Annotated in this window: 1 protein-coding gene; it reads left to right on the top strand. The window is 55.7% G+C overall.

The window, feature by feature from the left end:
- Positions 1-262: hypothetical protein (locus tag R2R70_RS21015; RefSeq protein ID WP_410979051.1), on the top strand; the 262-nt coding region annotated here is incomplete at both ends.

Below are 262 nucleotides of genomic sequence, written 5' to 3'. Positions count from 1 at the left end.
ATCGAAGTCGGGAACAACCATCACGAGGTGATCGGCGGCAACATGACGGTGATGGTGGGGCCGAACAAGCTTCAGTCCGCGGTAACCTCTGCCTTCAAGAAGTTTACCAGTGCGATTGGCGACATGACCAGCAAGCTTGGCCTCCCGGATGCGCTCAACATGGGTGAAGGCAACCTGATCATCGGCGTTGCCAAGAACAAGGCAGAGACCGTGATGGTTAGCTCGACTGAAATCGTAGGTGCAGCAAAAGCCGTCACCGTTG

Origin of the sequence: Cobetia sp. SIMBA_158 (assembly GCF_046566945.1) — a bacterium.
Classification (GTDB): Bacteria; Pseudomonadota; Gammaproteobacteria; order Pseudomonadales; family Halomonadaceae; genus Cobetia; species Cobetia amphilecti.
The sequence above is the reverse complement of the archived record's forward strand: the minus strand, read 5'-3'. Positions and strand labels throughout refer to the sequence as shown.